The sequence below is a fragment of the Streptomyces sp. NPDC048590 genome (assembly GCF_043199535.1).
Lineage (GTDB): Bacteria > Actinomycetota > Actinomycetes > Streptomycetales > Streptomycetaceae > Streptomyces.
Window position 1 is genome coordinate 145,990 of record NZ_JBICWC010000005.1, and the last position, 26,823, is coordinate 172,812.

Genomic DNA, 26,823 nt, shown 5'->3' on the forward strand with positions numbered 1-26,823 from the left:
GGGCGGTGCCCTGCGCCGGTACGGCACCGGCCGGCCCGGCACAGGGGCGCCTGGATCGAGCCGCCGTGCCGCATGCCGGATCAGGAGGCGCGGGCCTCCGATATGCGGCGGCGGACAGGGGCGTAGTGCTCGCCCAGCGCCTTCGTGAAGCCGCTGACGTCACCGGCGCGCGCGGCGTCCACGATGGCTTGGTGCGCGGCGAGGGTGGCAGTCTCGTCGGCGTGGGTGAATCCGTCGAGGTGTGGGGCGACGATCGCGTACACGTCCCAGAAGGCCATCGACAGCTGACCGATCAGGTCGTTGCCGAGCGGGGCGACCAGGAGCGCGTGGAAGGCCCGGTCGGCGGTCACGAAACCCTCGCCGGCGTGGGCGTCCGTTCCGCGCATCTCGGCCACCAGGGCGTCCAGCCTGTCGAGATCGGCGGGTCGGAGGAGCGAGATGATCTGCTCGGCCATCCCCCGCTCGAAGAGTTCGCGTACGTCCACGAGGTCGGCCAGCACCCGGAAGTCGTCGCCGGGAGAGAGCAGTCCACGGAAGGCCAGGCTCTCCACCAGGGCCGAAAGGCTCAGCCGGCCGACGTACGTGCCGTGGCCGTGGCGTACCTCGACGATGTCCAGCGCGTCCAGGATCTTGACGGCCTCGCGCACGCTGGAGCGGCTGGCGCCGAGCGCCTCGCAGAGGGCGGGCTCGGTGGGCAGGGGGTCGCCGGGGCGCAGCCGCTCCTCCAGGATGAGGCGCTTGATGCCCTCGGCGACCTCCTGCCGGAGCAGCGTCCTGCCGGGCTTTCCGCCTGACGTGGGTGAACTCCCCACCTGTCGACCCCCTCGAGTTCCGGTCGTGGAGCAAGTGACAGTACCAAGGCGTCAGATATCAGACGTCGGACGTCATGCTCGGGCAACTCCGGGCTGATCGGCGAGGGGCCCGGAACCGACTGCGGGGCCGGACGGCGGGAGATTCCGCCTTCCGGCCCCGCAGGGTGGAGGCCCGGTCAGCCGCGTGAGACGCGGGTGCGGCGCATGAGCACCGCGCCGCCCAGGAGCGCGGCGGCACTCGCACCGGCGGCCAGGCCGATGCTGCCGGCGCCGGTCTGGGCGAGCTGGGTGTCCGGGGTGTTCGGGCCGGGGTTACCGGCCGGAGGCTCGTCCACGGGGGGCTTCGAGGTCGGCGGGGTGACAGCCGGCGGCTCCTCGGTGGGGGGCTCCTCGGTCGGAGGCGTGACCGTGGGGGGCTCCTCGGTGGGCGGCTCCTCCACGGGGGGCTCCACCGGCGGGTGGTGGCGGTCGTGGCCGCTGTCGTTGACGCACTTGTTGCCGAACGCCGGGTTCAGCGCGCCGACGACGTCGACGGAGTTTCCGCAGACGTTCACCGGCACCTCCACCGGTGCCTGGACCAGGTTGCCCGAGAGAACGCCGGGCGAGCCGACGGCCTTGCCGTCGGCGCTCGCGCCCGAACCACCGTGTCCGTGACCGCCGCCGTGACCGCCGCCGTGGCTGCCGCCGTGCGCGCCCCCGCCCTCGTGCCCGGAGGAGACGTTGGCGCACTTGTTGCCGAACGCCGGGTTCAGCAGGGCGATCACATTGACGGTGTTGCCGCAGAGGTTGACCGGGACGTGAACCGGAACCTGGACGGCGTTCCCCGAGCCGACACCGGGCGACTTGGCGGCGACACCGTCGGCGGAGGCGTCGGCGTGCGCATAACCGCCGGCGGCGGTCAGGATGCCGGACGCCGCAGCCATGACGATCATGCTTTTGTTCAGAACCTGTCGCATTACATGCCCTTCTCCGGGAAATTCGCGTAGGCGGTGACCCTGATGGCAGTCATTCCGTCGACGCGGACGACTCCATAACGAGCCGGCGCTTACGAGGGAAACTTGGAGACTCGTGGAAATTCTGTAACCACCCGAAAGGGTCACGCACGTGTGTTCGGCTTCCTGGCGTGGGGCTGGCATTCGGGTGAACGGGGGGAACCTAACGGCGAAGGGCGAGTTGATCAGGTCGCTCCGCTGCGGGGCAATCAGTACGAGAAGGGCTAATCGTGATCAAGAAGGTTCTGGCTACGGGAGCCGTCGCCGCCTCCGTCCTCGGTCTCACGGCGACCAGCGCCATGGCGATCGGTGACGACACGGGTACGACGACGTGGAACGGCAACGGTGCCGAGGCGGAGTACGGCAACAGCGCGACCCGGGGCGACCAGAGCCCGCAGCTCAGCCTCGTCCAGGGCTCGCTGAACAAGCCCTGCGTGGCGCTGCCGGTCAAGGCCAACGCCGGAGCGCTCGTCGGCCTTCTCGCCGCCGTCGCGGTCCAGGACGTCAACGTTCTGTCCAACCCGCAGAACCAGCAGTGCGCGGACAACTCCACCCAGGCCAAGGGCGACGAGCCGCTGTCGCACATCCTGTCGGACATCCCGGTCCTGTCCGGCAACGGTGCCGGAAACAGCTGACCCGGCCTCAGGACCGGTCCGGGCCGCCGACACTCCTCCATCGTGTGGCCCGGGCCTGCATCAATCGGGCGGATTCAAGAGAAACTTCCTTCATGGCGTTTCGTCGCCGCTCGTCAATCGTTATGGATAACAGCTTCGGAGTTACGAACGCATTCGCAGAAGCGCTCGTGCGGGAACGAAAGGCGTGACCGCTCAGGACTCCGCTGCAGAAAGGGACGAAAGTGAAGTACACCAAGGTTGCCGCCGTCGCCGCCGGAACCCTCATGGCTCTGGGTGCCGCCGCTCCGGCCATGGCCGACTCCGGCGCCGAGGCCGCTGCCGTCGGTTCCCCGGGTGTCCTGTCCGGCAACATCATTCAGGTTCCGGTCCACATCCCGGTCAACGTCTGCGGCAACACCGTGAACGTCGTCGGTCTGCTGAACCCGGCCTTCGGCAACGTCTGCATCAACGACTGACGTCGTCTGCAGACGAACTGACAGCTTGTCATGAGAGGCCCCGGGGCGCGATCCGCGCTCCGGGGCCTTTCTCTGTCGCGGTATTCGTCGCCGGGCACAGTTTCCCCGCGTTCCCTTGATCGTTGTCCCGGACACAGGCGGCGTACGCCGCCGGGGAAAGGATCTGGGAAGTGAAGTACGCCAAGACCGTCGCGCTGATCGCTGGTTCCGTAGCCGCCGCCGGGGCGTCAGCTCCGGCATTCGGCGCGACCGTTCCGACGGCGCCCAGGATGAGTCTGACCACCGGTGTCGACGAGCTGACCGCCACGGTTCCGAGGATTCCGGACCGGGCGGTGAATCCGCTGGTCGAAGCGGCCGCGGAGACTGCCGAGACCGTGCGGGAGGACGGCCTGCTCAGCCGGTCCGCCGGCACGCTGAGCGAGCTCGCCGGTTCCACGGGATCCCTTCTCGGGGGACTCCCGGTGGGTGGCTGACCGACCGGGAGCGGAACTCCCGGAGGGCATTTCCGCGGACTTCTCCGGCCACCCGTGGAGAAGGCGGACGACACGCATCGTTCGAGTGAAGCGGCGCAACCGGCGGTCACTGTGCGGAGTTGTGCAGAACGCTCCGGACAGGCGGGCAACAGAAAAACCAGAAGGGCACGTTCATGATGAAGAAGATTCTGGCGTCGGCGGCCATGGCCGCATCCGTCGCCGGTGTTTCCGCCGCCGCGGCCCCCTCGGCCATGGCGATCGGCAACGACCACGGCACCACCACGAGCAACGGCAACGGTGCCGAGCAGTACTACGGCAACAGCAGCACGTACGGCAACATGAGCCCCCAGATCGGCCTCATCCAGGGGTCGTTCAACAAGCCCTGCATCGCGCTGCCGGCCAAGGCCAACCTCGGCTCCCTGCTCGGGCTCGTCCCGATCTCGGTCCAGGACGTCAACGTCCTGTCCTCCCCGCAGAACCAGCAGTGCACCGAGAACTCCACCCAGGCCAAGGGTGACGAGGCCCTCTCGCACATCCTGAACGACATCCCGGTGCTCTCCGGCAACGGCGCGGGCAACAACTGACACCGCGCGACTCCGGCTTTCTCCCCTCGGCCCATTCAGGCCGGGGTGCACCGTTTCCCGCCTCGTCGTAGCCGGTGAACACCTGTGGGACCGTACCGTCCGTGCCATGACCGACCGGTGGTCGGGTGCCGGAGGTGCGGTCCCACGGGTCTGCCCGGGGCCGGTCCGTCCGGCGTCGCCCATCCGTCAGGTAGCCCGATAGTGCGGGAATTGGGCCGGTTGCCGCAGTACGGGCCGACGCGGCAGGCCCGTCCGGGTAGGTGCGCCTCATGGACCCGTACGACAGTCATCACGCGTCCGGCCGCGACAGGTCGCCGGACAGCTCGACGCCCATCTACGACCGGCTGCTCGCGGAATGGCGTGGAGCCGTCGAAGACCCGGGAGTACGGGGGGAGGGCCGTGAAGGGGCCACGCAACCCGTGACCGGGGGTTCCTCGCCCGGCATGGACGGCGTCTTCGTCCCGCACGCGCGCACACCTGACGGCAGGGAGCGGTAGACGTGGCGGCGCGTCCCCCCGGAGCGTGATCAAACTCGTTCGAGTGGTGCAGCGGAACTGATCGCTCCGCTTGGGGTTATCAGTACGTTCCACAACGGGACGCTCCGAAAGGTGAAGCGTGATGAAGAAGATGATGGCCGGCGCCGCGGTAGCCGTATCCCTGATCGGCCTGTCCGCCGCCGGGGCCCCCTCGGCCATGGCGATCGGCGACGACCACGGTACGACCACGAGCAACGGCAACGGTGCCGAGGCGGAGTACGGCAACAGCGCGACCCGGGGCAACCAGAGCCCGCAGCTCAGCCTCGTCCAGGGCTCGCTGAACAAGCCCTGCGTCGCCCTGCCGGTCAAGGCCAACGTGGGCTCGCTGATCGGTGTCATCCCGATCGCGGTCCAGGACATCAACGTCCTGTCCAACCCGCAGAACCAGCAGTGCGCCGACAACTCCACCCAGGCCAAGGGTGACGAGCCGCTGTCGCACATCCTGAACGACATCCCGGTGATCTCCGGCAACGGCGTCGGCAACAACTGATCCCACGGGCGTGGGCGGCCCGGTGCAGCCGGTGTGCCGCTCATGTCCTGCCGGGCTCACGGCGCCATCCTGAAGAAGCGGTCGGGCCCACCACCCCACGGGGGTGGTGGGCCTCTTCGTGTCCGTACCCAGGGCTCGCTCTCAGCCGAGGGTGCGCACCGGCAGCAGGCAGTGGGCGGAGGACGCGATGACATCTGGATCGCCCACGAAAGACCGCAGCAGTTCCTCGGTGACGGGCTGCCCGGGCACGGCGGCGGGCCACGGGCGGGTGGCGAACATCCCGTGGACCGTGCCCTCGGACCGGGCCGCCGCCAGCCACTCGGGCGGAACGGTGTACTGCGCCTTGAAATGAGGGAGCGTCAGCACGGCCTGTCCGGCCTGGACGACGAGCTTCACCGGCAGGTTCGGCAACGGCGTGGCGTCCAGCGTCTCGCCCCCCACCCGGAGTCCACTGCGCTCCAGTGCGGTGCGCATCGCCGTGGATCCGGTGCCGGCTCCGTCCGGGCCGTCGCCCAGGGAGTAGGTGAGGAGGAACGCCTTGTCGGCTTCCCCCGGGCGGCTCGACCCGCTCCAGCCGATCAGGACCTGTGTTCCCAACTGGGCCTGCGAATAAGGGGGAGTGGCGGTTTTCGGTGACGTCATGTCCGGCACCCTAACCGCCCGAGACCCGTCCTTACGCACGCGTATCACCTGATCGGGGAAGAACGCCGCCAAGCGGTACCTGTCGATCGCGTCGGCTCACCTCCCCGAAAAACCCTTTGAGGCAGGCCGAGGCACCGGGCTACAGTGTGCGGAGTTCGAGGAACCAGGAGGTGAGGACATTGATGACTGTCGTTGCGGTGGGCGCTGCCCACAACCCGGAGTGCATCGTTCCCACTTCCGCGGCCACCGGCTGAGACTTCCATCCCGCGCCCGACGCGCGTGGCCGGGGCCGCCCTTGTGAAGGGTTCCCCCTTGTCTTTCCTCGATTTCCAGGCTTCCACCCCGTCGCACCCGCTGGCTCCGTACGGCTGGGACGACGCATGGGCCGACACCTTCGCCCCGTACGCCGAGCAGGGTCTCCTGCCGGGACGCGTGGTGCGGGTGGACCGCGGGCAGTGCGACGTGGTCACATCCGACGGCACGCTCAGGGCCGACACCGCTTTCGTGGTGCCCCGTGACCCGATGCGGATCGTCTGCACCGGTGACTGGGTGGCCGTCGACCCGGACGGCGACCCGCAGTTCGTCCGCGCCCTCCTGCCCCGGCGCACCGCCTTCGTGCGCTCGACGTCCTCGCAGCGCTCCGAAGGGCAGGTGCTCGCCACCAACATCGATCACATCGTCATCTGCGTCTCGCTCGCCGTCGAACTGGACCTCGGCCGGCTGGAACGGTTCCTCGCGCTCGCAATGTCCAGCACCGAGGGAGCCGCCCTGCTGGGCGACGGGCGGAACACCGGGCGGTATGCGGCTCACCCGGTCGTCCTCCTGACCAAGGCCGACCTGGTCCCGGACGCCGTCACGCTGTCCCACCTCGTCCAGGACATCGAGCGCGTCGCTCCCGGCGTGCAGGTGCTACCCGTCAGTTCCAGCACCGGAGAGGGCGTCGAGGTATTCGGCGCGATCGCGTCGGGCGGGACGAGCGTGCTGCTCGGGATCTCGGGTGCGGGCAAGTCGACGCTCGCCAACACCCTGCTCGGCTCGGACGTGATGGAGGTACAGGCGGCCCGGGACGTCGACGGCAAGGGGCGTCACACCACCACCACTCGCAACCTGCTCGTACTGCCCGGAGGAGGTGTCCTGATCGACACGCCGGGGCTCCGGGGTGTGGGTCTCTGGGACGCCGGGGCCGGCGTCGGCCAGGTCTTCTCGGAGATCGAGGACCTGGCACTGCGGTGCCGCTTCCACGACTGCGCCCACCAGGCCGAGCCCGGTTGCGCGGTGCTCGGCGCGATCGAGGACGGATCACTGCACGAACGGCGGCTCGAGAGCTACCGCAAGCTCCTGCGGGAGAACCAGCGCATCGCGGCCAAGACCGACGCCCGGCTGCGCAGCGAGACGCTGCGCGAATGGAAGCGCAGGGGCGCCGAGGGGCGCGCGGCCATGGAGCTGAAGCGGGGAGGGGCGCGGTAGCGGATCAGGTCCGGGCAGCCCGTGGGCGGTCGAGCCCGCGGGACGCCCGGACCCCGCCGCCTGCCGGCCTCAGCCCCAGACCACGGCTCCCAGCCAGGCGCCCACCGCGAGCAGGCAGCAGAAGAGTTCCACCAGTACGGAGTATCCGGTCGCCCGCATCACGGACCTGAGCGAGGTCCAGCCCGCCGCCCTGCTGCCCAGGCGCAGGCGCTCGGCGCCGTAGACGGCGCCCACGTAACCCAGGACCGCGCCCACCACCGGGATCACGAAGAACCCGGCGATCGCCGCGATCCCCCCGGCCAGCAGCGTCCGGCGGGGCGCGCCGGACTCGCGGGGACGCCGTGCGGGAAGCAGCGGTCTGAGCGCCTGGCCGAGCAGGAGCAGACAGGTGGAACCGATCAGTACGCCCCAGGCGACCGGCGTCGGGTCCGTCAGCGCCCACCACAGGACGGCGGCCCAGACGATCGCCTGCCCCGGCACTCCCGGCACCAGGACCCCGACCAGCCCGAGCAGCATCACCGCCCCGACGGCAACGAGCTGCCACACACTCATTCGACCAGCGTGCAGGAGTCGGCGCGGTCGCGCCCGTCAGCACGGCTCTCCGGGCGGCCGAAGCCACGGGCCCCAGGACGGTCAGCGCGGGGCGCGTGCCACCCAGCCGCGCTCGTAGGCGTGCCAGCCGAGCTGCAGACGGGTGGTGACCCCGGTCAGCTCCATCAGGCCCTTGACGCGCCGCTGAACCGTCCGCAGCCCGAGGTCCAGCTGCTTCGCCACGCTGGCGTCCGTCAGGCCCGCCAGGAGCAGCGAGAGTATCTCCAGATCCGTGGGGTCCGCGTCGGGCCCGTTCTCCTCGCTGATCTCGCCCGTCCCCAGCCGCAACGGCATCGCGTCCCGCCACACCGCCTCGAAAAGCCCCGTCAGCGACTCCAGCAGTCCACTGGCATGGATCACCAGTGCCGCGGGCTCGGTGCTGCGGCCGCTCAGCGGCACCATGGCCAGTGCGGAGTCCGCGATCACCAGTTTGGTGGGCACCCGGTCGGTCACCCGGCACTGTTCGTCGCGGCTCAGGGCCGCCGACAGCTCCACGATGCCCGACGGGGACGACAGCACGTCGCGTTCCACGACCACGCGGTAACGCACACCCCGCATCGCCATCCGTTCCTCGGCCTCGTTCTCCATACCGGACACCGCGACCGGCTTTCCCGTCACCAGCGCGCACACCTCCGACGTGGCTCCCAGCTGGAGCTGATGGAACCGGTGGGAGACGGCGCTCGCGCCGGTCACCACCTCCACGAGGTCGTGCGCCGCGGGCTCCGCCGCCTCGGCCCGGTACTCCTCGGCGAGCAGCGCGGACGCCAGCTCGGCCTGCTCGAGTTCGTGGCGCTGCTGGGAGAGCAGAGCGCCCAGCGCGACCCCGGGCGGCGCGGCGACCCAGCGGTCGGCACGGGAGGAAGACTGGGCCACGAGCCCCTGCTGCTCCAGGCGACGGAGCGCGCGCTCGGCCTCCGCCTCCGGTACGGCAAGCCGGCGCGCGAGACTGGAGAGCTCCGCGGCACCCGTCGTGACGAGCGCCCGGTAGGCCGCCTCCTGCCTCTCGTCGAGCCCTATCGCTGCCAGCATCCCCGGCCCTCCCCGCATACGTACCCGCGCGTGTCCGCGCCCACCCTCGGCCGGCCCGCCGTGGCGAGAAGCGGCCACGGCGTAAACCCGCCGAGGTCATCATGCCCCCTGCCCCCGGTACCTCTGACAACCTGGCGGTGAACAACGGCGACCACGCCCACGGGCGGCGGGCCGATCATGGACCGGTCCGCCGGGCGACCTTCCCGTGGGGGGTGGGGACGTCCGGCGGGCCGACACAGCTGCCACTTCCGGACCACTTTCCGGATGACCCGGTTTCGTACGCCTCCGTCGGTCGAGACTAGGGACATGAGCCAGCAGGGGGAGACGCCCGCCCACCAGGACGACTGGTGGGGCGCGCTGTACAAGGACGAGACCGCCTCGGACACCGGGACCGGCGGGGATCCCGACAGCCTCGACGACCGGTTCGAGTCCGTCTCGGACACCGTGGGAGGCGAGGACCACCCGGTCACGGTGGTGCCCCTGCCCGATCCACGGGCGTCGAGGGCGGAGCCGGCACAGGAGCCGCCGGGACCGGCACGCACCGTCCCGGTGGAGCGGGCACCCTGGGAAGCTCCCGACGGGCCGTCCCGTCCGCAGACCTTCGCCGTGCCGCCGCCCGCTCCGCCGGCCCGCCCCCGGCCGTCCGCCCCTCCCGCCCCGGTGACCGCGGAGCGCCCGGCCGTCGCCCACATCGGCGACCGTCCGCCCACCTACGACGCCGAACCGGGGGCCCTGCCCGCATCCGGCTCCGAGGACCTCGGTGACGTCGTGCCCGACACCGTCGTGGACGGCGCCCGGTACGGGACGTACACACTCAGGGCAGCCTCGGTGCGCGGCGACTCCGCACGCTTCCGCGGTGAACCCCGGCGCGACGCCCTCCTCACGGCCCGCTTCGGGGAAGGCGACAGCGCACTGGTGCTCGTCGCGGTGGCGGGTGGCGACAGGACCGGGGGGCGCGCACACCTGGCCGCGGCCGAGGCCTGCCGCTGGATCGCGGAAGCCGTCGCCCGCAGCCACGCCCGGCTCGCCGACGACATAAGGGCGGGACGCAGGGGAGACCTCAAGTCAGGTCTGCACCGCCTCACCGACCGTACCTACGGCAAGCTCCGGGCCCGCGCCGCCGAGCTGGGGCTCGATCAGTCCGCCTACACCTCGGGTCTGCGCTGTCTTCTGCTCACCGCCGACCCGGACTGCCGAACCCGGGTGTTCTTCGGCATCGGGCCCGGAGGTCTCTTCCGCCTGCGCGACGGGGCCTGGCAGGACCTCGATCCGGAGCTCCCGGAGCCCGAGGCCGCCGGCGAGGAGAGCCCGGGCGGGGACCGGCTGACGATGGATCTGCAGATCACCACACCCCCTTCCCCTTACACCGGAGAGCCCTCACCGCCGGCTGCCGGCCCCTTCCGTTTCCGGGCCTCGGTCGCCCGTCCCGGCGACACCCTGCTGCTCTGCGGTTATGGTCTGGCCGAACCGATGCGCTCGGAGCCGGAACTGGCCCGGGAACTGGCACGGCGCTGGTCGTCCGAGGGGCCGCCGGGACTGCCCGCCTACCTGGCCGACACGCAGATCCGGGTCAAGGGATACGCCGACGACCGTACGAGCGCGGCTGTCTGGGAGGCGTAACCCGGCACGCCATGGGTTGATGGAGCAAGGACAGCCGGAGGCAGAGAGGGCACGCACCCATGGCCAAGCAGAACGTGTCGGAACAGTTCGTCGACATCCTCGTGCGTGCGGGGGTCAAGCGGTTGTACGGCGTCGTGGGAGACAGCCTCAACCCGGTGGTCGACGCCGTCCGGCGCAACTCGTCGATCGAGTGGATCCAGGTCCGGCACGAGGAGACCGCCGCGTTCGCGGCCGGAGCCGAGGCGCAGATCACCGGCACCCTCGCCGCTTGCGCCGGCTCCTGCGGGCCGGGCAACCTGCACCTCATCAACGGGCTCTACGACGCCCACCGCTCCATGGCCCCGGTGCTCGCACTCGCCTCGCACATCCCGTCGAGCGAGATCGGCCTCGGATACTTCCAGGAGACCCATCCCGAGCTGCTCTTCCAGGAGTGCAGCCACTACAACGAGATGATCTCCAGCCCGCAGCAGATGCCGCGCCTGCTGCAGACCGCCATCCAGCACGCCATCGGCCGCGGCGGAGTCAGCGTCGTCTCGATGCCCGGTGACATCGCCTCGCGGCCGGCCCCGGAGAAGTCGGTCGAGCACGCCCTGGTCACCTCGCGCCCCTCGGTCAAGCCCGGGGACGAGGAGATCGAGACACTCCGCCGGATGGTCGACGAGGCCGAACGGGTGACGCTCTTCTGCGGGAGCGGCACGGCGGGCGCGCACGCCGAGGTCATGGAGTTCGCCGAACGGGTGAAAGCGCCGGTGGGCCACGCGCTGCGCGGCAAGGAATGGATCCAGTACGACAACCCGTACGACGTCGGGATGAGCGGGCTGCTCGGCTACGGGGCCGCGTACGAGGCGACCAACGAGTGCGACCTGCTGATCCTGCTGGGCACGGACTTCCCGTACAACGCGTTCCTGCCGACCGACGTGAAGATCGTCCAGGTGGACGTCCGTCCCGAGCACCTCGGCCGCCGGTCCAAGCTCGACCTCGCGGTCTGGGGCGACGTACGCGAGACGCTGCGCGCCCTGACCCCGCGGGTGAAGGCCAAGTCCGACCGCAAGTTCCTCGACCGGATGCTGAAGAAGCACGCCGACGCGCTGGAGGGTGTGGTCAAGGCCTATACCCGCAAGGTCGAGAAGCACGTCCCGATCCATCCGGAGTACGTGGCCTCGGTCCTCGACGAACTCGCCGACGAGGACGCCGTGTTCACCGTCGACACCGGGATGTGCAACGTCTGGGCCGCCCGCTACCTCACGCCGAACGGACGGCGGCGGGTGATCGGCTCGTTCAGCCACGGGTCGATGGCGAACGCGCTGCCGCAGGCGATCGGGGCGCAGTTCACCGACCGGAGCCGGCAGGTCGTGTCGATGTCGGGGGACGGGGGGTTCTCCATGCTGATGGGCGACTTCCTCACGCTCGTCCAGTACAACCTGCCGGTGAAGGTGGTCCTCTTCAACAACTCCTCGCTCGGAATGGTCGAACTGGAGATGCTGGTCGCCGGCCTGCCGTCGTTCGGCACGACGAACAAGAACCCCGACTTCGCCGCGATCGCGCGGGCGGCGGGGGCCTACGGGGTGCGGGTGGAGAAGCCCAAGCAGCTGGAAGGCGCGCTCAAGGACGCCTTCAAGCACAAGGGGCCCGCTCTGGTCGACGTGGTCACGGATCCGAACGCCCTCTCCATCCCGCCGAAGATCAGCGCCGACATGGTCACCGGCTTCGCCCTCTCCGCCAGCAAGATCGTCCTGGACGGCGGGGTGGGGCGGATGCTCCAGATGGCCCGCTCGAACATCCGCAACGTGCCCCGGCCGTGATCGGACCAGGGGAGCGGCCGTTGCTTTCGGCGGTGTGGTCCCCTCAGAGGACCACACCGCCGGGAGGTACCGTCAGGCCGGAACCACGTCCAGGAAGCCGCGTACGTCGGTGATCCGTCCCGACCCGTCGGTCACGAGGACGTCGAATCCGATCACCAGCGGCTCGGCGCCCTCCGGGCCGAGGCCCCAGCGGAACCGCACCTGCTGGTGGTGGGCGTCGGCCTCTCCGACCCGGCTGAACACGAACCCTGGGAACTGCGCCCGTACTCCGTCGACGACCGCGGCCACGCCCTCGTGGCCGGAGACCTCGGCCATCGGGTCGGTGTAGGTCACCTCGGGCGACCAGTGCTCGGACAGCAGAGCCGCGAGTTCGTCGCCAGTCGCGTTCCAGGTGGCCAGGTACTGCTCGACGATGTCCTTCATGGGGTTCCTCCCGTGCGTTCCGGTCTGCCTACGACCGGAATCGTGGCCTGGACGGCACGCTCCGAGCCATGACCTCGGAGGTCATGGCGACCTGGACCCGGATCGCTAGGCTCACGGCCATGAGCATCGCGTCAGTAAGGCCTCAGGTCGAAATCCCCACCGTTGGCGCGCTGTTGCGGACCTGGCGGGAGAGGCGACGATTCAGCCAGCAGGAGCTCTCCAACCGTTCGAGTGTCTCGACCCGGCACCTCAGCCGGGTCGAGACCGGCAGGGCCCACCCGACAGCCGAGATGATCATCCACCTCTCGGAGAGCCTCGACGTGCCGTTGCGGGACCGCAACGGACTCCTGCTGGCCGCCGGGTACGCACCCCGCTACCGGGACCGATCGTGGGACGACGCGTCGATCGCCGTGGTGATGGACGGTCTGCGCGGCCTCCTGGACGCCCATCTGCCCTATCCGGCACTGCTGTTGGACGATCACTGGGACATCGTCGACGCCAATGCCGCCGTGGACGCGCTGATGGCCGGGTGCGCGCCGGAGCTGCTGGAGCCACCGGTCAACGTGGTCCGGGTCTCGCTGCATCCGCACGGGCTCGCGGGGCGGATCGGGAACCTCGCGGAGTGGGGTGGTCATCTGCTCCGGCAGGTGAGCCACCGTGCGGAGCGCACCCATGACCCGCGCCACCGCGAGCTCGCCGCGGAGGTCGCCGGACACCTCGCCGGGTACGCCACGGAGAGGGGGACCGTCCGCTCGGGCGGTCCGGTGATCACGCTCGAGATCGAGGGTGAGGACGGCCCGTTGCGCTTCTTCAGCACGTCCGCGACGCTCAGCACCGCCACCGACACGGCCCTGGAGGGCCTGCATCTGGAGACGTTCCTGCCGGCCGACGAATCGACCAGGAGCAGGTTCGGCGGGCGGTAGGGGCCGTCCCGTGGCGGGCGGTGTACGCGGGGAGCCACGGGTTCACAGCAGTCGGAGAGTTCCGGGAGCCGTCCGGTCGGTGATGATGCCGACCAGATCGTCGAAGAGCGTCGGGCCCTGACCTGCCCTGGCCCGTGCGAGCTCCCGTTCGACACGCTCCCGGTTGGCCGGGTGGACCCGCGGGAGCAGGTCCTCGAGCCTGCGGGCGGTCTCCTCGTGGCCCAGTGCCCGTGCGGATTCGGTGTGGTGACGCCATTCGATGGCGAAATCCCCGTCCTCGGGTGTGCCGAAACCGCCTGAGAGGCAGTCCGCGAAGGCGTCGAGGCCGCGGCCGAAGTAACCGCCGGGACCGTTCACCGCCTCGCCGACCACATCCCAGAAGCGGTCAAGCCCGGTCACCCTGGACCCGTCGATCACATACGTCACGGTCATGCGCGGGAGCCTACAAGCGTGACCCGAACCGGGTCCGGTGGCCCGCGCCGCAGGTGGGGGACTACGGCGCGGACCGGACCGGGGGTGGGGATCAGCAGTCGTGATCGACCAGGTCGAAGGACTCGTAGTGGTCCGCGGTGTAGTAGTCCTCCTCGGCCTCCTCGCCGGTCACGATCCGGCGGGCACCGCGGTCGGACGAGCCGGGGGTGATGACCGTGTACTCGTGGTAGTAGCCCGTGGCCTGACTCGGCAGCAGGGCTTCCCGGTTCTGGAAGACCGTGCCGTCCTGCTCGTAGGGGAACGGGCCGCCCGCGTCGATCAGGTCGAGCGTGTCATGCGCCTGGGAGGGGAGGGCGGAGTAGCAGATGCCGCCGACCGCGGAGATCGAGGGAGCCGTCGCGGCGGAGGCCGTGACCGGCCCGCCGACGAAGAGGACGGAGAGGAGGGCGGCGACGCCGCCGAGCGTGGTGATCCGTGGGGGGATTCGCATGCCCACATGATGACGCGCGTAGAACCCCATCCGTCAACGCCAACTCATGTGAATTTTTGGGAAGTTAACCGTGAGTACAAAAACGCGACATCGCGACGGGCCGCATGCACGGGATCGGCCCTTCGTTCACTTGTTGACGCGTGACCCGCAGCCTGTGGGGCATGCATCCCCGGAAGGTGTTCGACACATGACAGGACGCGACGGATTCCGGGGGAGGTCGATTCGGTGTGCGCTCGGGGGACATGACGGAGAGACGGGAGGGGCCCACGCGGCTGCGACGCAGACTGGGGCACACCGATCTGTCGGGGGTGGCTGGTGTCCGGGCGGAGCTGCGGGAGTTCCTGAGACGCAGCCGAGGGCCCGAGGAGGTGGCCGTGGCGGAACTGCTTCTGAGCGAACTGGTGACGAACGCGCTCATCCACACGCGCAACGGCGCGGTCGTCACGGTGACGACGGCTCCCGGACGAGTACGGGTCGAGGTGCGGGATTTTGTTCCAGGGCAGGAACCCGCGCCGTACGTACCGAACGCCGACGACGGTACGCACGGCAGGGGCCTGCTCCTCGTCCAGAACCTGGCCGACTCCTGGGGAGTGACGGCGCAGGCCCTGGGCAAGGTCGTCTGGTTCGAGCTGAGAGGGGGCAAGCCCTGAACCTCAGCCGAACTGCTGCTCCAGGTCCTTCAGTTTCTGCTCGAGTGAATCGAGCCTGGGCAGGGCCTGGGTGTCGTCCTCTGCGGTGAGGTCGACCGTCGCGGTGTCACCGCTCGTCGTCTGTGCCGAAGTGCTCCTGGAGTTCGAGCGGTTCGCGGCTTGCAGGGATGGCCGGGGGCGCAGGGGCAGTTGTCCCGGTTCCGCTATGGCGGGTTCCGCGACGGCCGGTGGGCCGCCACCCGCCGCGGGGGCGATGGCCTGGACGTCCACCTGGCGGCCGCCGCGGCCGCCGCGCCCCCAGACCCGGTTCTGCCGGTTCAGGGCCTTGATGTGGGCCCGGTCCAGCTTCGCCTGGTCCCTGCGTCGGTGGCGGTCCTGCTCCTTCTCCCGCCGGTCCTCGCGTACCTCGTCGACCGCCTCGTCCAGGGTGCGTACGCCCTCGAGGAGCATCAGCGACCAGGCGCCGAAGGTCTCCCTGGGAGCGCGCAGCCACCGGACGATCCGGATCTGCGGCAGCGGGCGGGGCACCAGGCCCTGCTCGCGGAGCGCCGCACGGCGGGTCTGCTTCAGCGCGCGGTCGAACAGCACCGCGGCCGAGAGCGACATGCCCGCGAAGAAGTGCGGGGCTCCGGCGTGGTCCATACCGCGTGGCGCGTGGACCCAGTTGAACCAGGCCGCCGCACCGGCGAATGTCCACACCAGCAGCCGGGAACCCAGCGCGGCGTCACCGTGGCTGGCCTCCCGCACCGCGAGCACCGAACAGAACATCGCGGCCCCGTCGAGGCCGAAGGGTACGAGGTACTCCCAGCCCCCGGAGAGGCTGAGATTCTGCCGGCCGAAGCCGACGAGCCCGTGGAAGGAGAGGGCGGCGGCGACCGCGGCACAGCAGAACAGCAGGACGTACGAGGCGGTGGCGTAGAGCGCCTCCTTGCGCCTTCGGCGCTCCTCGCTTCGTTCCCAGCTGTCGTCGGCCGCGGCCTTCTCAGCGGCGCGCTTGCCGCGCGCGACCACCGTCACCGCCGCCATGACCCCCACGAGCAGCACGGCGCCCGGAAGCAGCCAGTCAAGCGATATGTCGGTCAGTCTCATGCGCGGTCCCTTGCGTCACGTAGGGCGTTTCGGGCGCCATCGTGGCGGAAATGCCGTCGCTCCCAGGGGTTTTCCTGGCAACTGAACGCCATTGGGTCGGCGGGGCTCATCGTTGGACGGAAAAACTTCGAATGCTCGCACGATCAAGCCGAGTTGCATTCGAATCGCTGTCGCCCGGCCGGGTGGTGCGAACCGCGGCGAGCCTCAGGAGGCGGCGGCCAGCTTCTGTACGCGGTCGGCGTCGCAGGTGCGCGGGCAGGTGACGCAGGTGTCCTCGGGCCGCAGGGTGTAGAAGAGGCAGCAGCTCGCGCGGTCGCGTGTGGGGAGCGACTGCCCTTCCGGGCCGGTCAGTTCACGGAAGCCGGCCGTGCCCACGTAGGGCTTGGTGGTACCCGGCAGCAGGAGCTCGAGCTCCCGCATGGCACGGCCCTCCTCGCCCAGCAGGTGCGCGACGTACCAGAGACCTTCGACGATCTCGTCGGTCGCCATGCCCCACAGGGCCCTCTTCCCGCGGCGCATCCGCGGCCGGAAGCCGTCCAGCACCGGCTCGATGTGCTGGGCCACGGCGTCGAGGACCTCGGCCCGCAGCGCCGCCTCGTCGGCGACCACGCGGGCTCCGGGCTGCCCGGCCGCCGGGTCGTCGGGAAGGCAGGCGAACTCCTCCACGCGGAGGGCCAGGCGGCCCAGCCCCCGGTGGAAGAAGACATCGGCGACGGGGATCCGGGGGACGCGGCGGTGCGTGAACCACGGCAGGGTGACCAGGAGGCACGCGGGCCAGGCGTACCGGTGGAGTCCGAAGCTGGCGACCACGTCGGGCCGGGCCCGGGTGCCGTAGTCGCGCAGCACCTGCTCGTCGTCCCATGCCAGGAACTCGTCCAGCTCCGCGCCGCCCGAGGCGAGATCGGCGGCACCGACCCAGCCGCCACCCGTCGGCGCCTCGGCGCCGCCGGTGAGCACATCCGCGCGCAGGCCGGGGAAGACCTCGGCCAGACGTTCGTACGCCGCCGTCAGGGCCGACGGGGCGGAGGCGGTGAGCAGGGCGGGCACGGTCATGCGGGGACCACCGAATCGCGATCTTTTACAGGTTAGCCTTACCTTACCCGAAGATCGTGTTGTTTGAACCGGCGCCCCCTGCGCCTATCGTGCACATGGGGCCCGGCGCGCGCGAGCCGGCCCACCAGCACGAGGAGGTCCAGGTGGAGCAAGGCGGAGCGTGTGAGGAAGTGCGCCCGCATGTCTCCGCGGGCAGCCCGGAGGGCGCCCGGGTGCCCGAGCAGGCACGTGGTGAGCACACCCACGACGGGCCCAGGGACCCGCAGGTGCCCCGTGCGGTTCAGCGGCACTCCGTACGCGGCCAGATTCTGGACGCCCTGCGCTCCGCCCTCGCCTGCGGAGAGCTGGCCCCGGGGCAGGTCTACTCGGCCCCGGCGCTGGGTGCCCGTTTCGGCGTGTCGGCGACTCCGGTGCGCGAGGCGATGCAGCGGTTGGCCGTCGAAGGGGCGGTCGAGACCGTGCCGAACAGGGGTTTCCGGGTCAGTGAGCGAGGGCCGCGGGAGATCGCGGAGCTCGCCGAGGTACGCGCGCTGATCGAGGTCCCCGTCGTACTCCGGCTCGCACACTCGGTGCCTCCGGCGAGCTGGTGCGCACTGCGCCCGCTGGCCGACGCGACGGTCGCGGCGGCGGCGATCGGGGACCGCGTGGCCTACGCCGAGAGCGACCGGGCCTTCCACCGGGCGGTGCTGGCTCTGGCGGGCAACGAGCAGCTGGTCGCCGTCGCGGACGACCTCCACCGCAGGTCGCAGTGGCCTCCGGCGAACGCGCCGGCAGCCCGCCTCGCCGATCTGCGCGCCGACGCCGCGGAACACACCGCCCTGCTGGACGCGCTCATCGCCCAGGACTTCGCAGCGGTGCGCTCCCTGGTGGCCGAGCACTTCGAGGGCGCGAACCGCTGAGCCGACCGGGGCGCCGAGTCTGCGGGGCCGGCGTCCGGCGGACCGCCGAGCGCCAGGCCCCGCAGCACCTCTGGGACCGCCGGGTTTTGGGGCTGCCGGCCCCGCGTGACCTCGGAGCCTGCCAGGCCCCTGGGCACCGCGGAGCCCATGCGCCCTCCGGAGCGCGGGCTGTCCGTCAGTTCGCCTCGACCGTCCCCGGGCCGGGTGCCTCCAGACGGGGTGCGAGCCAGGTGGGAACCCCGCCCAGCAGCCGGAAGAGCCGTCCCGCCTCGGCCCGCAGCCGCGCGGCCGCCTCGGGTTCGGCCTCGGCGTCCGCCAGCGAGATGAGCGCCGGAGCCGTGCCGACCAGGTACCCCAGCTCCTCCCGTATCCGCAGCGACTCGGCGAAGCCGTGCCGTGCCTCCGCGAGCTCGCCCTCGAGCAGGGCGAGGGATGCGAGATGGCGCCAGGTGAACGAGAGCAGCAGTTCGTCGCCCCGCGCCGTGGCTCCGGCGTGTGCCCTGCGGTAGGCCGCGCGTGCCGCCTGGGGGGAGTCGGCGATGTTCTGGGCGATCAGCCCCCTGCGGAAGTCCAGCAGGGGACGGCCCGGTGCGGCGGGGGAGAGCAGGGCGGCGGCCCGGCTGAGCGCCACGCTCGCCTCGTCGGCCCGGTCGCGTGCCCCGAGCAGCGTCGAGGCGTAGGCGAGGTAGCCGCGCTCGCAGGCCGCGGCGCCGCGTTCGGAGTCGTCATGGGCGAGGGCCTCGGCGCTGCGCAGGGCGTCCTCGGCGTCCGTCCAGCCGGCGCCCGTGTAGAGGCACCGCTCGATCAGCAGTGAGGTCCGCTGGAGGGCGGCCGTCGGGTCCGTGGCCGCCCGGGGTTCTAGCAGGGCGGCCGCGTCCGTCCAGCAGGCTCGTGAGCGCAGCCGCCATACCGCTGTCTGGAGCGGCGGATCGTCATCTGCTGTCGTTCCGGCACCAGACATGGCGGTATGCGCCACATTGCCCTCCCCGAGCGCGCCATCGAGCTGCGAAGGCCGGCCGGCGACCGCCGGTCGGCCAGGGTCTGCGCGCATCTCAGCACGGAATGGGACGCCGGGCCAAGGGGTGGGATCGATGTCAGGTGAAAGATTTCACAATCACCCGTTGCCCGCGAGGGAAGTGAGAACCCCCGGAGTTCAGCTCATCCGCAGGGCCAGGAAGAAGTCGAGCTTGTCCTCCAGGCGCGAAAGGTCACGACCCGTCAACTGCTCGATACGCCCGACGCGATAGCGCAGCGTGTTGACGTGGAGGTGCAGCCGGGTCGCGCAGCGGGTCCAGGAACCGTCGCAGTCCAGGAAGGCCTCCAGCGTCTCGATCAGCTCGGCGCGGTGGCGCCGGTCGTAGTCGCGCAGCGGGTCCAGGAGCCGGGCGGTGAACGCCTTGCGGACGTCGTCCGGGACGAACGGGAGCAGCAGGACGTGCGAGGCGAGCTCGTGGTGGCCGGCCGCGCAGACCGGACCGGGGCGCGCGGCGGCCACCCGCCGCGCGTGCCGTGCCTCCTCCAGCGCGCCGCGCAGCCCCTCGGCGGAATGCACGGCGGCGCTGACACCGAGTGTCAGGCGACCGTCGTCGGCCAGACCGGCGGCCAGCGGAGCGCGTACGGCGCCCAGCAGGAGGTCGGCGTGCAGAGCGGCGTCGCGCGGCTGCGGCGCCGCCTCCCCCTGGGCGTCCGCGGCGTCCGGGGCCGCGGAGACCTCCGCCGTCAGCGGCACGAGGGCGACGGCCTCCTCGCCCGTGTGCGCCACGGCGATTCGGTCGGCCGAGTCGGGTCCCGACACCTCGGGGTCCACCAGGATCTCCTCCAGCAGAGCCTGTGCCGCCCTGCCGCCCGAGAGCCCGGAGTCCTCCTCCGCCCACTCGACCCGCGCCACCACGACCTGCCAGTGCGGGGCGGTGCCGAGGCCCGGGAGCAGCACCGGCGCGGCCACCCGGAGCCTCGCGGCGATCTCGGCGGGCGGGGCACCGGTCTGGACGAGCTCCAGCACCTCCTGGGCCAGCCTGCGGCGTACCGAGCGGGCCGCGTCCCTGCGGTCCCGCTCGACGGCGATCAGCTGGGTGACGCCCTGGAGCAGGTCGAGCCGGGCGTCCGGCCAGTCGCCCGCGTCGGCCGCGACGGCCAGCAGCCAGTCCGAGAGCACCGACTCGCGCACATCGCGCGCGGGCGCGGGCAGCGTGCTCCGACCGGTGTTCCGGATCGGGAACAGCGAATAGGACGTGCCGTCCACTTCGGCCCGGTGCGGCCCAGGCCGGCCGGTACGGGTCGCGGCGAGGTGGCGTCCGGCCAGCTCCGCCCCGGTCCGGGGGGTCAGGGGGTCTCCCGCGCCGGCGATCTGCCGGCCGGTGGGGGAAAGGACCCAGGCGTGCAGGTCGAGATCGGAGGTCAGCAGGTCGAGGACCACCTCGGGGCCTCCGCCCGCGGGGCCCGACGTCATCAGCCTGCGGTGGCGGTCGACGACCGCCGCGAGGTCGCCGGCGCGCTCTCCGGAGACCTGACGCACCACGTACTCGGTGATCGTCGCGAAGGCAACGGTCTCGTCGACCGCGAAGAGGGGGAGCCGGTGGCGCAGGCACGCCTCGACCAGGTCGTCGGGGACGGCGCCGAGCTCGGCCTCACCCGCCGCGAGGCCCGCGACCCCGGCGTTCGCCAGGATGCGCGCGAAGGGTTCGGAGTCCGCGGCGTCCCTGCGCCACGCCAGCCCCGTCAGGACGAGCTCCCCGCCCGAGAGGTAGCGGCTGGGGTCGCGCAGGTCGGTGGTCATGACGCCCCGGACCGAACGGTCCAGCTCGTCCTCGCCGCCGAGCAGACGCAGGCCCAGCGCCTCGGTGTCCAGCAGTGCGCGCAGCCGCATCGTCGATTGCCGCCGATCTCTTCGTTGGTGCGGGGGACGACGGAGGTGACCTGTGAATTGCGGTGAGGTTACCGGTACCCGCCATTCGTTCGAATCTACAAGACGGGGATGGGGGCCAGCCAATTCCTTCATGGTTTCGGTGACTGCACCGAGTGGAGCAAGCCTTGTGTACTGGGCCACACACCGAGTCAACAACACCAGGAACGACCCCGAGGGCCGGCCGTCCCCTGCCCCAGCCGAACGACCCGATTGAGAAGAAGAGAGCCACTGATGGACTTCCTTCGCCCCGCCAGCTGGGAGGAGGCGCTCGCCGCCAAGGCCGAGCACCCGACGGCTGTGCCCATCGCGGGTGGCACCGACGTGATGGTCGAGATCAACTTCGACCACCGGCGGCCCGAGTACCTCATGGACCTGAACCGTATCGGTGACCTGTCCGAGTGGCAGGTGGGCCAGGACACCGTACGCCTGGGCGCCTCCGTGCCGTACAGCGCGATCATGGACAACCTGCGTGCGGAGCTGCCCGGCCTCGCGCTCGCCTCGCACACCGTCGCCTCGCCGCAGATCCGCAACCGCGGTGGTGTCGGCGGAAACCTGGGCACCGCCTCGCCCGCCGGCGACGCGCACCCGGCGCTGCTCGCCGCGGGGGCCGAGGTGGAGGCCGCGTCCGTACGGGGGACGCGGATGATCCCGATCGACGAGTTCTACACCGGCGTCAAGCGCAACGCGCTCGCCCCGGACGAGCTGATCCGGGCCGTCCACGTCAAGAAGGCCGACGGCCCGCAGCAGTACTCGAAGGTCGGCACCCGCAACGCGATGGTGATCGCCGTCTGCGCCTTCGGCCTCGCGCTCCACCCGGAGACACGGACCGTGCGTACCGGCATCGGCTCGGCGGCCCCCACCCCGGTACGGGCCAAGGAGGCCGAGGACTTCCTCAACGCGGCGCTGGAGGAGGGCGGGTTCTGGGAGAGCGGGAAGATCATCACCCCCTCGGTGGCGAAGCAGTTCGCCCAGCTCGCCGCCGGGGCCTGCAACCCCATCGACGACGTACGTGGCACCGCCGCCTACCGCAGGCACGCCGTCGGCATCATGGCCCGCCGCACGCTGGGCTGGACCTGGGAGCAGTTCCGCGGAGCGGGACGCACCCTCGAAGGAGCTGCATAACCATGCGAGTCAATTTCACGGTCAACGGCCGCAAGCAGGAGGCCGACGACGTCTGGGAGGGCGAGTCCCTCCTCTACGTCCTGCGCGAGCGCATGGGACTCCCCGGCTCCAAGAACGCCTGTGAACAGGGCGAATGCGGCTCCTGCACGGTTCGCCTCGACGGAGTGCCGGTCTGTTCCTGTCTCGTCGCGGCCGGCCAGGCGGAGGGCCGCGAGGTCGTCACCGTCGAGGGCCTCGCCGACTACGCCAAGCACCGCGAGGGCGCCCACCCGGGCACCGGATGCGCCGCCGGCGCCTGCGGGACCTCGCTCGACGCCGCCCAGCGCTGGCAGGCCAGGCCGACCGACGGGCAGAGCGCCGAGGCCGGTGAACTCTCCCCGGTCCAGCAGGCGTTCATCGACGCCGGAGCCGTGCAGTGCGGCTTCTGCACCCCCGGACTGCTGGTCGCCGCAGACGAACTGCTGGAGACGACGCCCTCCCCGTCCGACCAGGACATCCGCGAGGCGCTCTCCGGCAACCTCTGTCGCTGCACCGGTTACGAGAAGATCCTCGACGCGGTCCGCCTCGCGGCCGCCCGTCAGGAAGAGGCGGTCCGATAGCCATGGCGCTGCACCCGCGAGCCGCGACCGTACCGGCCGGCACCCCCACCAAGATCACCCAGGGTTCGCAGACCCGGGGCGGCATCGGTGAGTCCACCCTGCGCCCCGACGGCACCCTCAAGGTGACCGGCGAGTTCGCGTACTCCTCGGACATGTGGCACGAGGACATGCTGTGGGGCCACACGCTCCGCTCCACCGTCGCGCACGCCGAGATCCGCTCCATCGACATCGGTGAGGCCGTCGCCACGCCCGGCGTCTACGCGGTGCTGACCTACGACGACCTGCCGGCCGAGATGAAGAACTACGGCCTGGAGATCCAGGACACCCCCGTCCTGGCCCACGGCAAGGTGCGCCACCACGGCGAACCCGTCGTCATCGTCGCCGCCGACCACCCCGAGACGGCACGCCGGGCCGCCGCCAAGATCAAGATCGACTACGCGGAACTGCCGCTGATCACGGACGAGGCGTCCGCGACCGCGCCCGACGCGATCCTGGTCCACGAAGGCCGGGACGACCACCACATCGGCCACGTCCCGCACCCCAACATCGTCCACCGCCAGCCCATCATCCGGGGCGACGCCGACGCCGCGGCCGCGCGGGCCGACGTGATCGTCACCGGCGATTACGTCTTCGGGATGCAGGACCAGGCCTTCCTCGGCCCCGAGTCCGGCCTCGCCGTGCCGTCCGAGGACGGCGGCGTGGAGCTCTACGTCGCCACCCAGTGGCTCCACTCCGACCTGCGCCAGATCGCGCCCGTCCTCGGCCTCCCCGAGGACAAGGTCCGCATGACGCTCTCCGGCGTCGGCGGCGCCTTCGGCGGACGCGAGGACCTGTCGATGCAGATCCACGCCTGCCTGCTGGCGCTGCGCACCGGCAAGCCCGTCAAGATGGTCTACAACCGTTTCGAGTCCTTCTTCGGGCACGTCCACCGCCACCCCGCGAAGCTGCACTACGAGCACGGGGCCACCAAGGACGGCAAGCTCACCCACATGAAGTGCCGGATCGTGCTGGACGGCGGCGCCTACGCCTCCGCCTCCCCGGCCGTCGTCGGCAACGCCTCCTCGCTCGCGGTCGGACCGTACGTCGTCGAAGACGTGGACATCGAGGCGATCGCCCTCTACTCCAACAACCCGCCGTGCGGCGCCATGCGCGGCTTCGGCGCGGTCCAGGCCTGCTTCGCCTACGAGGCGCAGATGGACAAGCTCGCCGCCGCCCTGGACATGGACCCGGTCGAGCTCCGGCAGCTGAACGCCATGGAGCAGGGCACGCTGCTGCCCACGGGACAGCCCTGCGACTCGCCCGCGCCGGTCGCCGAGCTGCTGCGCCGGGTCAAGTCCCGGCCGCTGCCGCCCGAGCAGCAGTGGCTGGCCGCGGGATCCGACGGCACATCCGTCGACGTACGGGCCCTCCCCGGCGGTCTCTCCAACACCACCCACGGGGAAGGCGTCGTCCGAGGCGTCGGCTACGCGGTCGGCATCAAGAACGTCGGCTTCTCCGAGGGCTTCGACGACTACTCCACCGCCCGGGTGCGGATGGAGGTCATCAACGGAGAGCCGGTCGCCACCGTGCACACCGCCATGGCTGAGGTCGGGCAGGGCGGTGTCACCGTCCACGCCCAGATCGCGCGAACCGAACTCGGCGTCAGCCAGGTCACCATCCACCCGGCCGACACCCAGGTCGGCTCGGCGGGTTCGACCTCCGCCTCGCGCCAGACCTATGTCACCGGCGGCGCGGTCAAGAACTCCTGCGAGGCCGTCCGCGAGAAGGTCCTCGAGCTCGGCCGTGCCAAGTTCGGCACCTACCACCCGGCCTGGGCCACCGCCGAACTTCTGCTGGAAGGCGGCAAGGTGGTCACCGACGGCGGTGAGGTGCTGGCCGGCATCGCCGACGTGCTGGAGGGCGAGGCCGTCGACATCGAGCTGGAGTGGCGCCACCGGCCCACCGAGGCCTTCGACCTGCGCACCGGGCAGGGTAACGGCCATGTCCAGTACTCCTTCGCCGCGCACCGCGCGGTGGTGGAGGTGGACACCGAGCTCGGCCTGGTCAAGGTCATCGAGCTCGCGTGCGCCCAGGACGTCGGCAAGGCGCTCAACCCGCTGTCGGTCGTGGGCCAGATCCAGGGCGGTACCACCCAGGGGCTGGGCGTTGCCGTCATGGAGGAGATCATCGTCGACCCGAAGACCGCGAAGGTGCGCAACCCCTCCTTCACGGACTATCTGATCCCCACCATCCTCGACACGCCGACCATCCCGGTCGACGTGCTCGAACTCGCCGACGAGCACGCCCCCTACGGCCTGCGCGGCATCGGCGAGGCCCCCACCCTGTCGTCCACCCCGGCCGTCCTCGCGGCGATCCGGAACGCGACCGGACTCGAGCTCAACCGGACACCGGTGCGCCCCGAGCACATCACCGGAGTCTGACGGCTCGTCAATACCCTCCGGGCGGTGCGTTCCTGCCGAGAACGTCACACTTCCCCGCCGCGCACCGTCCGGAGTCCAGCACCACCGCACCGTCTGCACGATGAGTTCGTCTCGGGCCGTCCCCCGGGTCGTGCGCCTCGCAGCATCCCAAATCCCGCACGTCTCCGAGCTCCACGCGGGTGCCCCTGTGAACCTTGGGAGTCAGGCAACATGACCCAGCAGTCCGTAGAACCCAGGACGAGCGCGGAGGACGCGGGCCCCGGCTCGCGCGTCCCCGCCGGACGATCCTGGCTCGACCGTTACTTCCACATATCCGAGCGCGGTTCGACCGTCGCCCGTGAAGTGCGCGGTGGCGTCACGACCTTCATGGCCATGGCGTACATCCTGCTGCTCAACCCGCTGATCCTCGGCGGCAAGGACGTCGACGGCCAGCTCCTCGGCCAGTCGGGACTGATCACGGCCACCGCGCTCGCGGCGGCGGCCACCACCCTGCTGATGGGCTTCGTCGGCAAGGTGCCGCTCGCGCTCGCCGCAGGCCTCAGCGTCTCCGGTGTGCTGGCCTCCCAGGTCGCGCCGGCCATGACCTGGCAGCAGGCCATGGGCATGTGCGTGATCTACGGTGTGGTGATCTGCCTCCTGGTGGTCACCGGCCTCCGCGAGATGATCATGAACGCCATCCCGCTCGCCCTGAAGCACGGGATCACCATCGGCATCGGGCTCTTCATCGCCCTCATCGGCCTCGTCAAGGCGGGATTCGTCCACCAGGGCACGGCTACCCCGCTGTCCCTCGGCCCCACCGGTGAACTCACCGGCTGGCCGGTCCTCATCTTCGCCGTGACCCTGCTGCTCATCTTCATGCTGCAGGCGCGCAACGTCCCCGGCGCCATCCTCATCGGCATCGTGGTCGGCACCGTCATCGCGGTCATGGTCAACGCCGTCGGCGACATCGACCCCAAGTCCTGGAGCAGCGGGCCGCCCGAGCTGAGCGGCAGCGCCGTCTCCTCGCCGGACTTCTCGCTCTTCGGCGACGTCGAGTTCGGCGGCTGGGGCGACGTCGGTGTGATGACCGTCGGCATGATCGTCTTCACGCTCGTACTCGCGGGCTTCTTCGACGCCATGGCCACCATCATTGGCGTCGGCACCGAGGCCAACCTCGCCGACGACAAGGGCCGGATGCCTGGCCTGTCCAAGGCGCTGTTCATCGACGGCGCGGGCGGTGCCATCGGCGGCGTCGCCGGCGGCTCCGGCCAGACCGTGTTCGTCGAGTCGGCGACCGGCGTCGGCGAAGGCGCCCGCACCGGGCTCGCCTCGGTCGTCACCGGGCTGTTCTTCGCGGCCTGCCTCTTCTTCACCCCGCTGACGGCGATCGTCCCGGCAGAGGTGGCCGCGGCCGCCCTGGTCGTCATCGGCGCCATGATGATGCAGAACGCCCGGCACGTGGACTGGGCGGACCGCTCGGTCGCCGTGCCGGTCTTCCTCACCGTCGTCCTGATGCCGTTCACGTACACCATCACCACCGGTGTCGCCGCGGGCGTCATCTCGTACACGGCCATCAAGATCGCCCAGGGCAGGGCCCGCGAGGTCGGTGCCTTCATGTGGGTCCTGACGCTGATCTTCTTCGTCTACTTCGCCCTCCATCCCATCGAGAGCTGGCTGGGCGTCAGCTGACACCCCCCGCGCCCCCCGCACC

The 26,823-nt window shown here is 70.9% G+C and carries 28 protein-coding genes; 16 read left to right on the forward strand and 12 right to left on the reverse strand.

Features of this window, described 5'->3' with window-relative positions; all coding sequences use genetic code 11:
* Nucleotides 1-80: 80 nt before the first annotated feature.
* Nucleotides 81-812, reverse strand: coding sequence for a FadR/GntR family transcriptional regulator (locus ACGFNN_RS16555; RefSeq protein ID WP_362673249.1), 732 nt, complete (start codon nucleotides 810-812; stop codon nucleotides 81-83).
* Nucleotides 813-988: 176 nt separating this feature from the next.
* Entirely contained in the window at nucleotides 989-1,768 is a 780-nt protein-coding gene (locus tag ACGFNN_RS16560; protein ID WP_393556457.1) for a chaplin, read from the reverse strand.
* Nucleotides 1,769-2,034: 266 nt separating this feature from the next.
* Here ACGFNN_RS16560 and ACGFNN_RS16565 point away from each other — a divergent pair, with 266 nt between their 5' ends.
* The 6 genes from ACGFNN_RS16565 (at nucleotide 2,035) to ACGFNN_RS16590 (ending at nucleotide 4,977) form a co-directional block, all read left to right on the forward strand.
* A complete protein-coding gene (locus ACGFNN_RS16565) occupies nucleotides 2,035-2,439 on the forward strand; it encodes a rodlin (protein WP_362549051.1) in 405 nt (134 codons plus the stop codon).
* 221 nt (nucleotides 2,440-2,660) lie between these two features.
* Nucleotides 2,661-2,894, forward strand: a complete 234-nt coding sequence (locus ACGFNN_RS16570; protein WP_393556459.1) for a chaplin — start codon at nucleotides 2,661-2,663, stop codon at nucleotides 2,892-2,894.
* Nucleotides 2,895-3,064: 170 nt separating this feature from the next.
* Nucleotides 3,065-3,367 carry a hypothetical protein gene (locus tag ACGFNN_RS16575; RefSeq protein WP_393556461.1) on the forward strand — a complete coding sequence of 101 codons (303 nt, stop codon included), beginning with the start codon at nucleotides 3,065-3,067 and terminating at the stop codon, nucleotides 3,365-3,367.
* Between the two features lie 173 nt (nucleotides 3,368-3,540).
* Nucleotides 3,541-3,951, forward strand: a complete 411-nt coding sequence (locus ACGFNN_RS16580) for a rodlin (protein ID WP_362549042.1) — start codon at nucleotides 3,541-3,543, stop codon at nucleotides 3,949-3,951.
* Between the two features lie 269 nt (nucleotides 3,952-4,220).
* A complete protein-coding gene (locus tag ACGFNN_RS16585; RefSeq protein ID WP_393556463.1) occupies nucleotides 4,221-4,448 on the forward strand; it encodes a hypothetical protein in 228 nt (75 codons plus the stop codon).
* Nucleotides 4,449-4,569: 121 nt separating this feature from the next.
* Nucleotides 4,570-4,977, forward strand: a complete 408-nt coding sequence (locus ACGFNN_RS16590; protein ID WP_393556465.1) for a rodlin — start codon at nucleotides 4,570-4,572, stop codon at nucleotides 4,975-4,977.
* 141 nt (nucleotides 4,978-5,118) lie between these two features.
* Here the strand turns inward: ACGFNN_RS16590 and ACGFNN_RS16595 are convergent, their stop codons facing one another.
* Nucleotides 5,119-5,619 (reverse strand): DUF5949 family protein, encoded by a 501-nt coding sequence (locus ACGFNN_RS16595; protein WP_393556467.1) that lies wholly within the window; start codon nucleotides 5,617-5,619, stop codon nucleotides 5,119-5,121.
* Between the two features lie 312 nt (nucleotides 5,620-5,931).
* Between ACGFNN_RS16595 and rsgA the strand changes: the two genes are divergently transcribed.
* Nucleotides 5,932-7,086 carry a ribosome small subunit-dependent GTPase A gene (gene rsgA, locus ACGFNN_RS16600; RefSeq protein ID WP_393556469.1) on the forward strand — a complete coding sequence of 385 codons (1,155 nt, stop codon included), beginning with the start codon at nucleotides 5,932-5,934 and terminating at the stop codon, nucleotides 7,084-7,086.
* A 69-nt stretch (nucleotides 7,087-7,155) separates the two neighbouring features.
* On the opposite strand, the gene ACGFNN_RS16605 is transcribed toward rsgA, so the two are convergent.
* Both ACGFNN_RS16605 and ACGFNN_RS16610 read right to left on the reverse strand, forming a co-directional pair.
* Nucleotides 7,156-7,638 (reverse strand): DUF456 domain-containing protein, encoded by a 483-nt coding sequence (locus ACGFNN_RS16605; protein WP_362549026.1) that lies wholly within the window; start codon nucleotides 7,636-7,638, stop codon nucleotides 7,156-7,158.
* Between the two features lie 81 nt (nucleotides 7,639-7,719).
* Entirely contained in the window at nucleotides 7,720-8,706 is a 987-nt protein-coding gene (locus ACGFNN_RS16610; protein ID WP_393556471.1) for a helix-turn-helix domain-containing protein, read from the reverse strand.
* A gap of 306 nt (nucleotides 8,707-9,012) precedes the next feature.
* Here ACGFNN_RS16610 and ACGFNN_RS16615 point away from each other — a divergent pair, with 306 nt between their 5' ends.
* Both ACGFNN_RS16615 and ACGFNN_RS16620 read left to right on the forward strand, forming a co-directional pair.
* Nucleotides 9,013-10,326 carry a protein phosphatase 2C domain-containing protein gene (locus ACGFNN_RS16615; RefSeq protein ID WP_393556473.1) on the forward strand — a complete coding sequence of 438 codons (1,314 nt, stop codon included), beginning with the start codon at nucleotides 9,013-9,015 and terminating at the stop codon, nucleotides 10,324-10,326.
* Between the two features lie 59 nt (nucleotides 10,327-10,385).
* On the forward strand, nucleotides 10,386-12,128 hold the full coding sequence (locus ACGFNN_RS16620; RefSeq protein ID WP_393556475.1) for a pyruvate dehydrogenase: 1,743 nt from the start codon (nucleotides 10,386-10,388) through the stop codon (nucleotides 12,126-12,128).
* A gap of 72 nt (nucleotides 12,129-12,200) precedes the next feature.
* Here ACGFNN_RS16620 and ACGFNN_RS16625 read toward each other — a convergent pair whose 3' ends face one another.
* Nucleotides 12,201-12,551 carry a nuclear transport factor 2 family protein gene (locus ACGFNN_RS16625; protein ID WP_393556477.1) on the reverse strand — a complete coding sequence of 117 codons (351 nt, stop codon included), beginning with the start codon at nucleotides 12,549-12,551 and terminating at the stop codon, nucleotides 12,201-12,203.
* A 119-nt stretch (nucleotides 12,552-12,670) separates the two neighbouring features.
* On the opposite strand from ACGFNN_RS16625, the gene ACGFNN_RS16630 reads away from it, so the two are divergent.
* The gene (locus ACGFNN_RS16630; RefSeq protein WP_393556478.1) at nucleotides 12,671-13,474 is read left to right on the forward strand and encodes a helix-turn-helix domain-containing protein; all 804 of its coding nucleotides are present in this window, start codon (nucleotides 12,671-12,673) and stop codon (nucleotides 13,472-13,474) included.
* Between the two features lie 42 nt (nucleotides 13,475-13,516).
* On the opposite strand, the gene ACGFNN_RS16635 is transcribed toward ACGFNN_RS16630, so the two are convergent.
* Together ACGFNN_RS16635 and ACGFNN_RS16640 are read right to left on the reverse strand one after the other, a co-directional pair.
* Nucleotides 13,517-13,906 (reverse strand): barstar family protein, encoded by a 390-nt coding sequence (locus tag ACGFNN_RS16635; RefSeq protein ID WP_393556480.1) that lies wholly within the window; start codon nucleotides 13,904-13,906, stop codon nucleotides 13,517-13,519.
* Between the two features lie 91 nt (nucleotides 13,907-13,997).
* The gene (locus ACGFNN_RS16640; RefSeq protein ID WP_365520066.1) at nucleotides 13,998-14,396 is read right to left on the reverse strand and encodes a ribonuclease; all 399 of its coding nucleotides are present in this window, start codon (nucleotides 14,394-14,396) and stop codon (nucleotides 13,998-14,000) included.
* A 242-nt stretch (nucleotides 14,397-14,638) separates the two neighbouring features.
* Between ACGFNN_RS16640 and ACGFNN_RS16645 the strand changes: the two genes are divergently transcribed.
* Entirely contained in the window at nucleotides 14,639-15,046 is a 408-nt protein-coding gene (locus ACGFNN_RS16645) for an ATP-binding protein (protein WP_393556482.1), read from the forward strand.
* Between the two features lie 3 nt (nucleotides 15,047-15,049).
* Here the strand turns inward: ACGFNN_RS16645 and ACGFNN_RS16650 are convergent, their stop codons facing one another.
* On the reverse strand, nucleotides 15,050-16,135 hold the full coding sequence (locus ACGFNN_RS16650; protein ID WP_393556484.1) for a DUF2637 domain-containing protein: 1,086 nt from the start codon (nucleotides 16,133-16,135) through the stop codon (nucleotides 15,050-15,052).
* A gap of 204 nt (nucleotides 16,136-16,339) precedes the next feature.
* Nucleotides 16,340-17,188, reverse strand: a complete 849-nt coding sequence (locus ACGFNN_RS16655) for a (2Fe-2S)-binding protein (protein WP_393556486.1) — start codon at nucleotides 17,186-17,188, stop codon at nucleotides 16,340-16,342.
* A gap of 143 nt (nucleotides 17,189-17,331) precedes the next feature.
* Between ACGFNN_RS16655 and ACGFNN_RS16660 the strand changes: the two genes are divergently transcribed.
* Nucleotides 17,332-18,087, forward strand: a complete 756-nt coding sequence (locus ACGFNN_RS16660) for a GntR family transcriptional regulator (protein WP_393557076.1) — start codon at nucleotides 17,332-17,334, stop codon at nucleotides 18,085-18,087.
* 175 nt (nucleotides 18,088-18,262) lie between these two features.
* Here the strand turns inward: ACGFNN_RS16660 and ACGFNN_RS16665 are convergent, their stop codons facing one another.
* Entirely contained in the window at nucleotides 18,263-19,048 is a 786-nt protein-coding gene (locus ACGFNN_RS16665; protein WP_393556488.1) for a hypothetical protein, read from the reverse strand.
* Nucleotides 19,049-19,240: 192 nt separating this feature from the next.
* Nucleotides 19,241-20,953 carry a PucR family transcriptional regulator gene (locus tag ACGFNN_RS16670; RefSeq protein ID WP_393556490.1) on the reverse strand — a complete coding sequence of 571 codons (1,713 nt, stop codon included), beginning with the start codon at nucleotides 20,951-20,953 and terminating at the stop codon, nucleotides 19,241-19,243.
* A 270-nt stretch (nucleotides 20,954-21,223) separates the two neighbouring features.
* Between ACGFNN_RS16670 and ACGFNN_RS16675 the strand changes: the two genes are divergently transcribed.
* From ACGFNN_RS16675 to ACGFNN_RS16690, 4 genes are all read left to right on the forward strand, one after another.
* A complete protein-coding gene (locus ACGFNN_RS16675) occupies nucleotides 21,224-22,114 on the forward strand; it encodes a xanthine dehydrogenase family protein subunit M (RefSeq protein ID WP_362674416.1) in 891 nt (296 codons plus the stop codon).
* Between the two features lie 2 nt (nucleotides 22,115-22,116).
* Nucleotides 22,117-22,713: a (2Fe-2S)-binding protein gene (locus ACGFNN_RS16680; RefSeq protein ID WP_365520075.1), complete on the forward strand. Its 597-nt coding sequence runs from the start codon at nucleotides 22,117-22,119 to the stop codon at nucleotides 22,711-22,713.
* A 2-nt stretch (nucleotides 22,714-22,715) separates the two neighbouring features.
* On the forward strand, nucleotides 22,716-25,133 hold the full coding sequence (locus ACGFNN_RS16685; protein ID WP_362548981.1) for a molybdopterin cofactor-binding domain-containing protein: 2,418 nt from the start codon (nucleotides 22,716-22,718) through the stop codon (nucleotides 25,131-25,133).
* 210 nt (nucleotides 25,134-25,343) lie between these two features.
* A complete protein-coding gene (locus ACGFNN_RS16690) occupies nucleotides 25,344-26,801 on the forward strand; it encodes an NCS2 family permease (RefSeq protein WP_393556492.1) in 1,458 nt (485 codons plus the stop codon).
* Nucleotides 26,802-26,823: the final 22 nt, after the last annotated feature.

What these genes read in the sequence shown, in the direction of transcription:
- ACGFNN_RS16560 (WP_393556457.1), bottom strand. Translation starts at nt 1,768, where the DNA reads ATGCGACAGGTTCTGAACAAAAGCATGATCGTCATGGCTGCGGCGTCC.
- ACGFNN_RS16580 (WP_362549042.1), top strand. Translation starts at nt 3,541, where the DNA reads ATGATGAAGAAGATTCTGGCGTCGGCGGCCATGGCCGCATCCGTCGCC.
- ACGFNN_RS16585 (WP_393556463.1), top strand. Translation starts at nt 4,221, where the DNA reads ATGGACCCGTACGACAGTCATCACGCGTCCGGCCGCGACAGGTCGCCG.
- ACGFNN_RS16590 (WP_393556465.1), top strand. Translation starts at nt 4,570, where the DNA reads ATGAAGAAGATGATGGCCGGCGCCGCGGTAGCCGTATCCCTGATCGGC.
- ACGFNN_RS16595 (WP_393556467.1), bottom strand. Translation starts at nt 5,619, where the DNA reads ATGACGTCACCGAAAACCGCCACTCCCCCTTATTCGCAGGCCCAGTTG.
- ACGFNN_RS16605 (WP_362549026.1), bottom strand. Translation starts at nt 7,638, where the DNA reads ATGAGTGTGTGGCAGCTCGTTGCCGTCGGGGCGGTGATGCTGCTCGGG.
- ACGFNN_RS16610 (WP_393556471.1), bottom strand. Translation starts at nt 8,706, where the DNA reads ATGCTGGCAGCGATAGGGCTCGACGAGAGGCAGGAGGCGGCCTACCGG.
- ACGFNN_RS16615 (WP_393556473.1), top strand. Translation starts at nt 9,013, where the DNA reads ATGAGCCAGCAGGGGGAGACGCCCGCCCACCAGGACGACTGGTGGGGC.
- ACGFNN_RS16620 (WP_393556475.1), top strand. Translation starts at nt 10,386, where the DNA reads ATGGCCAAGCAGAACGTGTCGGAACAGTTCGTCGACATCCTCGTGCGT.
- ACGFNN_RS16625 (WP_393556477.1), bottom strand. Translation starts at nt 12,551, where the DNA reads ATGAAGGACATCGTCGAGCAGTACCTGGCCACCTGGAACGCGACTGGC.
- ACGFNN_RS16630 (WP_393556478.1), top strand. Translation starts at nt 12,671, where the DNA reads ATGAGCATCGCGTCAGTAAGGCCTCAGGTCGAAATCCCCACCGTTGGC.
- ACGFNN_RS16635 (WP_393556480.1), bottom strand. Translation starts at nt 13,906, where the DNA reads ATGACCGTGACGTATGTGATCGACGGGTCCAGGGTGACCGGGCTTGAC.
- ACGFNN_RS16640 (WP_365520066.1), bottom strand. Translation starts at nt 14,396, where the DNA reads ATGCGAATCCCCCCACGGATCACCACGCTCGGCGGCGTCGCCGCCCTC.
- ACGFNN_RS16645 (WP_393556482.1), top strand. Translation starts at nt 14,639, where the DNA reads ATGACGGAGAGACGGGAGGGGCCCACGCGGCTGCGACGCAGACTGGGG.
- ACGFNN_RS16650 (WP_393556484.1), bottom strand. Translation starts at nt 16,135, where the DNA reads ATGAGACTGACCGACATATCGCTTGACTGGCTGCTTCCGGGCGCCGTG.
- ACGFNN_RS16655 (WP_393556486.1), bottom strand. Translation starts at nt 17,188, where the DNA reads ATGACCGTGCCCGCCCTGCTCACCGCCTCCGCCCCGTCGGCCCTGACG.
- ACGFNN_RS16665 (WP_393556488.1), bottom strand. Translation starts at nt 19,048, where the DNA reads ATGTCTGGTGCCGGAACGACAGCAGATGACGATCCGCCGCTCCAGACA.
- ACGFNN_RS16670 (WP_393556490.1), bottom strand. Translation starts at nt 20,953, where the DNA reads ATGCGGCTGCGCGCACTGCTGGACACCGAGGCGCTGGGCCTGCGTCTG.
- ACGFNN_RS16675 (WP_362674416.1), top strand. Translation starts at nt 21,224, where the DNA reads ATGGACTTCCTTCGCCCCGCCAGCTGGGAGGAGGCGCTCGCCGCCAAG.
- ACGFNN_RS16680 (WP_365520075.1), top strand. Translation starts at nt 22,117, where the DNA reads ATGCGAGTCAATTTCACGGTCAACGGCCGCAAGCAGGAGGCCGACGAC.
- ACGFNN_RS16685 (WP_362548981.1), top strand. Translation starts at nt 22,716, where the DNA reads ATGGCGCTGCACCCGCGAGCCGCGACCGTACCGGCCGGCACCCCCACC.
- ACGFNN_RS16690 (WP_393556492.1), top strand. Translation starts at nt 25,344, where the DNA reads ATGACCCAGCAGTCCGTAGAACCCAGGACGAGCGCGGAGGACGCGGGC.